10 protein-coding genes and 1 pseudogene are annotated in these 10,249 nt (G+C 33.8%); 7 read left to right on the top strand and 4 right to left on the bottom strand.

Annotation, left to right across the window (positions count from 1 at the left end):
* The first annotated feature begins 184 nt into the window (after nucleotides 1–184).
* The 5 genes from spxA to pepF all read left to right on the top strand — a co-directional run bounded on the left by spxA (nucleotide 185) and on the right by pepF (nucleotide 6,420).
* Nucleotides 185–580, top strand: a complete 396-nt coding sequence (gene spxA, locus LRP83_RS21270; protein WP_230498837.1) for a transcriptional regulator SpxA — start codon at nucleotides 185–187, stop codon at nucleotides 578–580.
* A 293-nt stretch (nucleotides 581–873) separates the two neighbouring features.
* Entirely contained in the window at nucleotides 874–1,542 is a 669-nt protein-coding gene (gene mecA, locus LRP83_RS21265) for an adaptor protein MecA (protein ID WP_230498841.1), read from the top strand.
* A gap of 78 nt (nucleotides 1,543–1,620) precedes the next feature.
* Nucleotides 1,621–3,132 carry a cardiolipin synthase gene (gene cls, locus LRP83_RS21260; RefSeq protein WP_230498836.1) on the top strand — a complete coding sequence of 504 codons (1,512 nt, stop codon included), beginning with the start codon at nucleotides 1,621–1,623 and terminating at the stop codon, nucleotides 3,130–3,132.
* Between the two features lie 140 nt (nucleotides 3,133–3,272).
* A complete protein-coding gene (locus LRP83_RS21255) occupies nucleotides 3,273–4,472 on the top strand; it encodes a competence protein CoiA (protein ID WP_230498835.1) in 1,200 nt (399 codons plus the stop codon).
* 130 nt (nucleotides 4,473–4,602) lie between these two features.
* The gene (gene pepF, locus LRP83_RS21250; RefSeq protein WP_230498834.1) at nucleotides 4,603–6,420 is read left to right on the top strand and encodes an oligoendopeptidase F; all 1,818 of its coding nucleotides are present in this window, start codon (nucleotides 4,603–4,605) and stop codon (nucleotides 6,418–6,420) included.
* A 60-nt stretch (nucleotides 6,421–6,480) separates the two neighbouring features.
* Here pepF and LRP83_RS23405 read toward each other — a convergent pair whose 3' ends face one another.
* From LRP83_RS23405 to LRP83_RS21235, 4 genes and pseudogenes are all read right to left on the bottom strand, one after another.
* On the bottom strand, nucleotides 6,481–6,717 hold the full coding sequence (locus tag LRP83_RS23405; RefSeq protein WP_494337131.1) for a hypothetical protein: 237 nt from the start codon (nucleotides 6,715–6,717) through the stop codon (nucleotides 6,481–6,483).
* 258 nt (nucleotides 6,718–6,975) lie between these two features.
* Nucleotides 6,976–7,833: a ClpXP adapter SpxH family protein gene (locus LRP83_RS21245; RefSeq protein ID WP_230498833.1), complete on the bottom strand. Its 858-nt coding sequence runs from the start codon at nucleotides 7,831–7,833 to the stop codon at nucleotides 6,976–6,978.
* Nucleotides 7,830–8,225: pseudogene (locus tag LRP83_RS23265) on the bottom strand (globin domain-containing protein). The gene LRP83_RS21245 and the pseudogene LRP83_RS23265 overlap by 4 nt, the downstream one beginning before the upstream one ends.
* 176 nt (nucleotides 8,226–8,401) lie before the next feature.
* On the bottom strand, nucleotides 8,402–9,016 hold the full coding sequence (locus LRP83_RS21235; protein ID WP_230498832.1) for a CYTH domain-containing protein: 615 nt from the start codon (nucleotides 9,014–9,016) through the stop codon (nucleotides 8,402–8,404).
* Between the two features lie 116 nt (nucleotides 9,017–9,132).
* On the opposite strand from LRP83_RS21235, the gene LRP83_RS21230 reads away from it, so the two are divergent.
* A complete protein-coding gene (locus LRP83_RS21230) occupies nucleotides 9,133–9,513 on the top strand; it encodes a UPF0738 family protein (protein WP_230498831.1) in 381 nt (126 codons plus the stop codon).
* A 60-nt stretch (nucleotides 9,514–9,573) separates the two neighbouring features.
* Entirely contained in the window at nucleotides 9,574–10,209 is a 636-nt protein-coding gene (yjbM, locus tag LRP83_RS21225; RefSeq protein WP_230498830.1) for a GTP diphosphokinase, read from the top strand.
* Nucleotides 10,210–10,249: the final 40 nt, after the last annotated feature.

The raw sequence follows: 10,249 nt of genomic DNA, 5'->3' as shown, positions 1-10,249 counted from the left end.
TCTTATTAATGTGGATAAATATCATATTGGATTTATCAATTATTAATTAAGGATAAAAAGGTATACCTTTTTAATAATGACTAGTGTATAATAAATGATATAAATTACTTAATTAAAGTTATTTTAATTTGTATTATATCGAATTATTATCATATATTTTGATTTTTATAAGGGAGTGAAGGAATTGGTTACGTTATATACTTCACCAAGTTGCACATCTTGTAGAAAAGCTAAGACCTGGCTTGACGAACATGAAATACCATATTCTGAAAGAAATATATTTGCTGAACCTTTAACAATTGACGAGATTAAAGAAATCTTGAGAATGACTGAAGATGGAACAGATGAAATTATCTCTACAAGATCTAAGACGTTTCAAAAATTAGATGTGAATGTAGAAAGCATGCCATTACAGGATCTTTTCGAATTAATTAAAGATAACCCTGGCCTTTTAAGACGACCAATCATCTTAGATGAAAAACGTTTACAGGTTGGTTATAATGAAGACGAAATTAGGAGATTTTTACCTAGGAAGGTCCGTACGTATCAACTTCGTGAAGCACAGCGCTTAGTTAATTAAGAAGTAATAAAACCTTCAGTTTTTAATTGAAGGTTTTTTTGTCTAAATTTATTAACAATAATCCGTTGAAATTGTTAATTTTATAAATACTTGTTATAATGGTTTAATATCTATATTAGATAGGCATTTGTTGATTTTTCATTTTTAAACAGTTTTTATTTCCCATATTACTTGATTTGTCATAAAATGAGAGTACAAGGTATACAATATCCATTATTAAATTCTAATATGGGAAGTTTACCTAACGGGGGTATTTTATTCCTTCAATCATATACCAGAAGGGAGAGTGTATGATGGAAATAGAACGAATTAATGAAAATACCGTAAAATTTTATATTTCATATCTTGACATAGAACAAAGAGGCTTTGATCGTGAAGAGATTTGGTACAATCGTGAGCGAAGTGAAGAGCTTTTTTGGGAGATGATGGATGAGGTCCATCAAGAAGAAGAGTTTGAAGTAGAAGGTCCATTATGGATTCAGGTTCATGCCTTAGATAAAGGACTAGAAGTACTTGTTACAAGAGCTCAAGTAGGTAAGGATGGTCAGAGATTTGATCTGCCAATTTCAGATAAACTAAAAGACCTACCTGTAGATGAAAGGATTGAAGAGCTTCTAGATCAGCAATTTAATCCAGCAAAAGATGAACTTGATGACGAAGAATTAGTTGATGAACCATTGGAATTTTTACTTAGATTTAAGGATTTTGAAGATGTCATATCTTTGTCGAAACGACCTGGTCTAGATGATATATTCACAAGATTATTTGCTTATGAGAATAAATATTATTTATATGTTGAGTTCGATGAAGAGATATTCAGTGAAGACGAAATTGATGATCTTCTAAGTATTCTTTTAGAATATGGGCTTGAGTCTCATTTGACTATCCATAGATTAGAGGAATACGGAAAAGAAGTTATAGAAGACAATGTATTTGAAACGTTAAGAAAACATTTTATGTAACCCTAATGCCGATTTCAATGGTTGAAATCGGTATTTTTTACTATTATTAGATTGTTTTTTGATGGTAGGTGATTTTGAATGAACAATACAGTTCGCATTTTTCTATTTCTTATCTTTTTCTTATTTCTTGGAGTGTTTTTTAAGGATTATGTAGAAGGCATTTTTTTTAGTTACACGAGTATCCTTATCACTCTCTCGGTTATTTTCATCAGCTTTGTTATTTTCTTAGAAAATAGACATCCTACTCAAACTATTACCTGGCTTGTTGTATTAGGCAGTTTTCCGTTAGTTGGCTTTTTATTTTATCTGCTTTTTGGTCGTAATTATCGAAAAGAACGAATGTTTCGTAAAAAGTATTTTCTCGATAAACAAACGTTTCTTAAAGTCGAGGGTGAAACGGATCCAAAAAGTGAAGAAAAGATTCGCAAAATGGGTGACCACCAAAGAAGACTATTTGCGTTAGCTCAGAGACTTGGGAATAGTCCCATTTCCTTTGGAACCTATACAAAAACACTTACAAATGGAAAAGAAACCTTCCGCCATATTCTCAATGAAATCAATAAAGCCACTGATCATATTCATCTAGAATATTATATTGTACGTGATGATGGTATGGGTAATGAAATTAAAAACACGTTAATCAAGAAAGCAAAAGAAGGCATTAAAATTCGATTTTTATATGATGCAGTAGGTTCTTGGAAGCTTTCAAAATCCTATATCCACGAATTAAAGGATGCTGGAATTGAAATAATTCCATTTGGTCCAGTAAAACTCCCTTTTTTAAATAATAAATTCAATTTCAGAAATCATCGAAAAATTATTGTCATTGATGGGGCAGTTGGATTTGTAGGTGGATTAAATATTGGGGATGAATACCTAGGACGGAACAAACAATATGGGTTTTGGCGAGATACTCATCTGATGGTCAAAGGGGAAGCAGTTCGTTCCTTACAGTTAATCTTTCTTCAGGATTGGTATTACATGACGAATCATAGCTTTTTAACATCAGAATATTTATCACCAAAATTAGAAGAGAACATTCATGGTGGTGTTCAATTAATCGCTGGCGGTCCTGATAATGAGCATAGTGTTATCAAAAATATCTTCTTCTCTATGATTACGACGGCTGAAAAATCGGTTTGGATTGCTTCGCCCTATTTTATTCCTGATGAAGATATCTTTTCAGCCATTAAAATAGCCGCACTGAGTGGAATTGACGTAAGAATATTAGTTCCAAAAAAACCAGATAAACGGATTGTCTTTCATGCCTCAAGGTCCTATTTTCCAGAGTTAATGGAAGCAGGTGTCCGTATTTTTGAGTATGAAAGAGGGTTCATGCACAGTAAAATCGTGATTGTAGATGATGAACTTGCCTCGATTGGCACATCAAATATGGATATGAGAAGCTTCCATTTAAACTTTGAAGTTAATGCCTTCCTTTATCGAACGAGAAGTGCACAAAAGCTAGTAAATGATTACTTGAAGGATTTGAAGGATTCGAAGGAAATTAATTTAGAAGCCTTTAAAAAGCGTCATATTGGATTACGTATTATAGAGTCAACATCAAGGCTGTTATCACCTTTGTTATAGTTTTAGTAGAGTTCCTGTATTTATACAGGAGCTCATTTTAAATGTGAAAAAATTATGAACAACTCCATACATAAAAGGTATTTCCTATACAAAAGGCGAATTATGCAGATGGGAAAATATAAAATAGGGAGGTTATCCATTTGTTAACTGCTTTATTAGAGACTGGTGAAAGGCTTTGTTTAGGTGATGGTTGGGCAAAAGAGAAACTTCTTTTAATGCGCGAAAAAGAGCGATTTTGTTGTCCTCAATGTAGAGAAGATGTCATCTTAAAATTAGGAGATAAAAGGATTTTTCATTTTTCACATTTAAAAGGCAACACATGTAGATTTGAGCATGAAAATGAATCCGAATACCACTTAAGAGGAAAGCTTCAGCTATATCAATGGTTAAAAAGGCTGGGACTCAACCCCGTGCTCGAATATTATGACTCGAAAATTAATCAACGGGCCGATATCATTTTTAACGTTGAAAACAAGCATTATGCATTAGAATATCAGTGCAGTAATATTAGTGAATCGGTTTTTACTAAAAGAACAAAGGGCTACTTATCAGTTGGATATATCCCGATATGGATCTTAGGTGGAAATCAATGGAAGAGGAAAAATACGTATCTAACCTCCTTTAGTGAATTTCATTATATGTTTCTTCAAAAATACTCCTCAAATCTCTGGTCAATTCCATTTTACTGTTCCGAAAGTCAAAAGTTCATTCTACATCAGTCGATTCAACCGATAACCATTAGATATGCTTTTTCACATCAAAAGCTTGTTAAGGTAGACAAAATGCTCCTTGAAGAATTAATTTCACCGCAGAAAGAGAGTCCAATCCTACCTAATATATGGCTTAAACAACTTAATCATTTTAAAACTCAACTAATTCGTACTCCAGGCCACTTTCAAAATCCATTTCTTCGTGAACTCTATAGCAATCACCTCAATGTATCTTTATTACCATCATATCTCGGTCTTCCCGTTGCAAATAGTACTTGCATTATAACTCCACCACTAATATGGCAAACCTATTTATTCATGGATATTTTTATGAATTGTAATGTAACAACTCCAATTAAGTTTCAGGATATCTATTTCTCCTTTATGAAACGAATTAGGAAGAATGATATTCAGTTGAGGAAGATACCATTAGCTGAAGATGAAAGATTTGTTACCTTAGCACTCCTTCAATATTTAGAGATTTTGATAAAAACTAATGTCATATGGGTGATTGATTGTCATACTTTTACTTTAAATAAACCGATTAAAATACCACAAACTGTTATCGAACATATGAAATTGGAAGAAAGTTTTTATAAAAAATATGCCAACATGATATTTATAAAATGAATCGATGGTCCTGGGCATACTATAGTAATGGGTCTAAATTTTTAAAAAAGGAAGGATTTTTAGTAGAAAGGTCGAATTATTTTGGTAGTTGTTTTTTCGAATAACGAAAGATAATTAGGAGGTACGATGTATGACAAATGAAACAAAAGTAAAAGCACTTCCAACAAGAAATGAAATAGCTGTAGAGGATACTTGGAAATTAGAAGATATATTTGCTACAGATGAAGCTTGGGAGCAAGAATTCCAGGAAGTGAAAGCATTAATTCCAAATATGAAAAATTATGAAGAGAAATTAGGAGAAAGTGCCGATACCTTATATGAAGCGTTCCAAAAACAGGACCATCTTTTAGAGCGTATCAGTAAGTTATATACATATGCTCATATGCGATATGATCAAGATACAACAAATTCATTATACCAAGGCTATGATGATCGAATTAAAAATCTTTATTCACAAGCGGCCAGTGCACTGGCTTACATCGTTCCAGAAATTCTTTCAATTGACGAAAGTAAAATCAAAGGCTTTCTAAAAGAAAAAGAGGAACTGAAGCTTTACGAGCATGCCCTCGATGAGATTAACCTTCAACGTCCACATGTATTAAGTGCAAAAGAAGAGGCATTGCTTGCAGAAGCGAGTGAAGTCATGGGTAGCGCGAGTAATACATTTGGTATGCTGAACAATGCTGATTTAACTTTCCCAACGATTAAGGATGAGGAAGGAAATGAGGTAGAGGTTACTCACGGAAGATATGGACGTTTATTAGAAAACGAAGATCAACGTGTACGTCATGATGCTTTCAAAGCGGTATATGATACGTATGGCAAGTTTCAAAATACGTTTGCTAGTACGTTAAGTGGCAATGTTAAAAAGGACAATTTCAATGCAAGAATCAGAAATTATTCATCTGCAAGACATGCAGCGTTATCAAACAATAACATTCCTGAAAGTGTATATGACAATTTAGTTAATACTGTGAATGACAATTTACATCTATTGCAAAGGTACGTAAAGCTTCGTAAAAAGGTTTTAGGGGTAGAAGAACTTCATATGTATGACCTTTACACACCACTTGTAAAGGATGTAAAAATGGAAGTTACCTATAATGAAGCGAAGGAATTAATTTTAAAAGGGCTAACACCACTTGGTGAAGATTATATCAACGTCCTAAAAGAGGGTTTTGATAATCGTTGGGTTGATGTTCATGAAAATAAAGGAAAGCGCAGCGGTGCTTATTCTTCGGGAACATATGGAACAAATCCATATATTTTGATGAACTGGCAGGATAACGTCAATAACCTATTCACGTTAGCTCACGAGTTTGGACATTCGGTCCACAGCTATTACACGCGTAAAACGCAGCCATATCCATATGGTAACTACTCGATTTTCGTAGCAGAGGTAGCTTCGACATGTAATGAGGCATTGCTTAACGATTACTTATTAAAAACGATTGATGACGAGCAAAAGAGATTGTATTTATTGAATCATTATTTAGAAGGCTTCCGTGGTACAGTATTCCGTCAAACAATGTTTGCAGAGTATGAGCATCAAATTCACCAAAAGGCTCAAAATAATGAAGCTCTAACTGCTGCATCATTGACTGAGATGTACTACGATTTAAACAAAAAATACTTTGGTGGCGGAGATGTTATCATTGATGAACAAATCGGCCTAGAGTGGGCTCGAATTCCGCATTTCTATTACAATTACTATGTGTATCAGTATGCTACAGGCTTTAGTGCAGCAACGGCACTTAGCAAACAAATTCTTGAAGAGGGCGAGCCAGCGGTGAAACGTTATCTTGAATTCCTAAGTGCAGGAAGCTCGGATTACCCAATTGAAGTTTTAAAGAAAGCTGGAGTTGATATGACAAGCTCACAACCAATTGCTGACGCTTGTAAAGTATTTGAAGAAAAGCTGAATGAAATGGAAAGCTTGCTATCTTAATTAAATACTTAGAAAAAGGAACCGAGTGTGTCGGTTCCTTTTTTCAAGCACTTAAACAGGTTATTTAAACCCCCTGAACCGTTTTCGGCTGTTTAAATAAGTAATGAGAAGTAAAAATGATAGGAACAGAATAGGGGCTGTAATAAAAAAAGGTATTAAATTCATTAATCCTAGTAACTGTAAGCAAAACGAGAACAGGATAAAAACGATGATGAATGGAAAGAAAAGCTTATTCAAGGGAAGTTCGCCTCCTATATAGTCTATTACTAACTTATATTCTAATAGCAAAAGAGACATGCTTGCTTTTTGACAATATTGTGAAATAAGGCACAAACTTATTGTGTAACTTAAATCACCATGTTATATTTTATATGTGAAGTTGATCACCAACAAACATATACCCCTTTGTTTGACCCGTGAACGATTTCTCCCATCCCCTTTGTTCGTATTTATAGAAGAAGTCCTTGCGTCGAAAGTTGCAAGGGCTTTTTTATTATGTTGAAATGAATTCTTCAGACACAAAAAGAAGCACTTGAAATTTCAAGTTGCTTCTTTTTATTGATCAATATATCTCCAGAACATACCGTACTTAACTGGAACTATTTCTACTTTTTGTTTTAACAAAAGCTTCTTCATTTCGCGTTCTACTTGCTGTATAGACATGTTATAAACAACTGAAATTTCTTTGGATGCAACTAATTTATAATGCTTCAAAAAACTTTCCAATGGAGGAGGAGAAGCTTTAACGGGCTTTTCTTGTAAGATCTCTTCTATTATTTGAACATAGATTTCATAAGGATAATACCCCGTGATTTTTATCCCTTCATCTTCAGCGTTTTCATTAAAAAACACAAGAGTAGGGATTTCTTCTACTTCCATTTCTGCTGTTATTTTTAAATCACATTGAAAGGCTTTAGCAGCACTTTCAGAATGTATGTCAGTAATAAATTCCTCGACATCAAGTCCGACACTTTTGGCAGCATATTTTAGTACATCAAAGTTGGATATATTTTGTTTATCTAAAAACAAAACTTCCTGCAGTTTTCGTAAAAATTTAATCCCAGCACGTCTTCCTTGAAGCTCAGCCGCTTTTATCGCAATGGATGCAATATGAGGTGAGGAAATTGGGTTTTCTAACCATAAGCTTCCATCGCAAGACATACCTGTACGGCTAGCTGTTTTTTCCCAGAAATCAGCGAGACTTTCGTAGCTTTTCTTTTTAGAAATATTAAGGGATGCTAAACGACCACTTAGAATGTGTCGAACTGAAAAATATTTGCCATATTCGATCATTAATTTTTTCATTATAGGCTCTAAAGCCCAGCATTCAGGGCATAAAGGATCGATAAAGGAATAGATTTCTATTGGCTTTTTGTCAGGACTGTTATGACAGTTTGTTAAATTATTTATCACTCTTGCTCACCGTCATCTGGTGTATTAATCATATGTTGGGCTGTTAGATTAAGACGAGCATAAAACTCATTTCTAATCGGGCCAGTTAGTTCCACTTCATCCATGGCTTCTGTCATACAAGCTAACCATGCTTTTGCACGTTTAGGAGTAATTTAAAATGGTAAATGTCTTGCTCGCATCATCGGATGTCCATGTTCATTCGTATATAGATGAGGCCCGCCCAGATATTGAGTTAAAAACTGCTTTTGCTTTCTGGCAATTTCATTGAAGCCAGTTGGGAAAATAGGAGCTAAATCAGGATGCTGACTAACCCTGGAATAAAAAGCATCGACTAGACGATGTAATTTTTCTTCCCCAATGGCTTCATATGGGGTAGGCACTTTTTCAATCATGTTGAGAACTCCTTTAAGTGAGTTTTGGTTAATTTATTTTAACAATGCATTTAGTATAACTCAAACAAATCGCTTCAAATCGGTAGTTTTTTCGAAACCCGTAATACTATCATAATCATAAATACTCTATAAAACAAAAAAACTGCCTGAAAGAAACAGGCAGATAAAAGATACTTTTAATCAAGGTCTTCTAAAGTTGATGGTTTTAATGATAACTGCTGATACTTTTGTAAATAAAACCTCATTATTTTGTTATCCGTTTTACGAATTGGGATTTGTAAAGTGGAAAGGAGCTCGATAAAAGTCTCATACCCAATTTCGCGGTTTATAACTTCGTATTCCAATTCATAGTCATTAGTGTTGAGATAGCTACTGAAATCTAAAACGAGTAACCCATCTTTATATTCCCACTCCGTGCGTTTAGTTGTTAAGGTACCAAAAAACTGGATTTGATCTGGATTGATATCCATTTTAGATAATAAATCAGTTATTTGCCCTTTTGGTAGGACATTTTGCTCTAATGCCGCCTTGGCTTCAAATTCAGCCAGAACCTGATTCGTTTCTAAAAGTCCCTCTGGAACAGGTTGCTTTAGCGTAAGCTCAAAGTAATCTCCTTTTTTGCGAATTCTTAAGGCAGAGTGATTGTGTTTTAAGGTAAAATTTGTGGTATCAAAATAATGATTTTCTTGTTGAAAAAACATAGAATCGTTAAGGTTAAAATGTGATTTGATTTTTTCATATTCTAATTCAGTTAACAGATTTTTAAATTCAATTTCTAATGACTGTGTCAATGTAAATCATCCTTTCCATTCAAAGTTTATCATGTTTCGACTGGAGAAAAAAACCTAAACTTTCAAGGTTTCATTTTGTGACAAGGGTTGAGGATATGTTAAAATAAGGAGGAATAATGGAGGTTGAACTGATGAAGAAAATGATGCCTGTTATGTCGGCGGTAATAGAAAACGAAACTTTAATGTTAAAAGTGGATGAAACTAATTCGTTAGTAGATGTAATTCCAAAGGAGCAGATGTTAGTCGATTCTGACCAATTTTCCTTTGTATACATTTTAGAAATAAATGAGGAATATACATATTTAGTTTTGACTGCTGAAATTTGGCAAATATTAAAAGAGGCAGTAAATCAGTCTCTATCTGTCGTCTTAACTAATCATAAAGATTCATTGACATTACCAATGTTTAATGAGGAACTCAACTATTTAATTGAAAACATTAAAGGAAATAGTAATTATGGAGAAGAAATGGTCGAAAAGGTGGAAAGTACTTTTTAACCATTCGTGATCATCCTTTACAAAACGAAAAGAGAGAGAATACAAATGAGGTGATCATTAATGAAACACTGGGATTACTTTTTAGCTCCTTATAAGCAAGCGGTTGAAGAATTGAAAATTAAGTTAAAAGGAATGAGAACCCAATTTGAAATGGGAACAAGCCATTCCCCAATTGAATTTGTTACTGGTAGAGTAAAGCCAATTGCTAGTATTTTAGATAAAGCTAATCATAAAGGTATTGCCTTAGACCGGTTAGAAGAAGAAATGCAGGATATTGCTGGTTTAAGGATGATGTGTCAGTTTGTTGATGATATTCATACAGTTGTACGACTGTTAAGGAAACGCAATGATTTTGAAGTTGTAGAAGAAAGAGATTATATCTCACACGAGAAGAAGAGCGGTTATCGTTCTTACCATATGGTGATCCGTTATCCGGTCCAAACCATTCATGGTGAGAAGAAGATTTTAGTCGAAATTCAAATTCGAACACTAGCGATGAACTTTTGGGCCACAATCGAGCATTCGCTAAATTATAAATATAAAGGGCAATTCCCTGAGGATATTAAGAAAAGATTATTAAGTGCAGCAGAAGCTGCCTTTCAATTAGATGAGGAAATGTCGCAAATTCGTGGTGAAATACAAGAGGCACAAGCATTTTTTACGAGAAAAAAAGATGCTCAGGATGGTAATAAATAAAGGCTTTTTAAAAAAACTTTTGATTCTAAGGAGCTAACTT

Origin of the sequence: Pseudoneobacillus rhizosphaerae, from assembly GCF_917563885.1 — a bacterium.
Lineage (GTDB): Bacteria > Bacillota > Bacilli > Bacillales > Cytobacillaceae > Pseudoneobacillus > Pseudoneobacillus rhizosphaerae.
The sequence above is the reverse complement of the archived record's forward strand: the minus strand, read 5'-3'. Positions and strand labels throughout refer to the sequence as shown.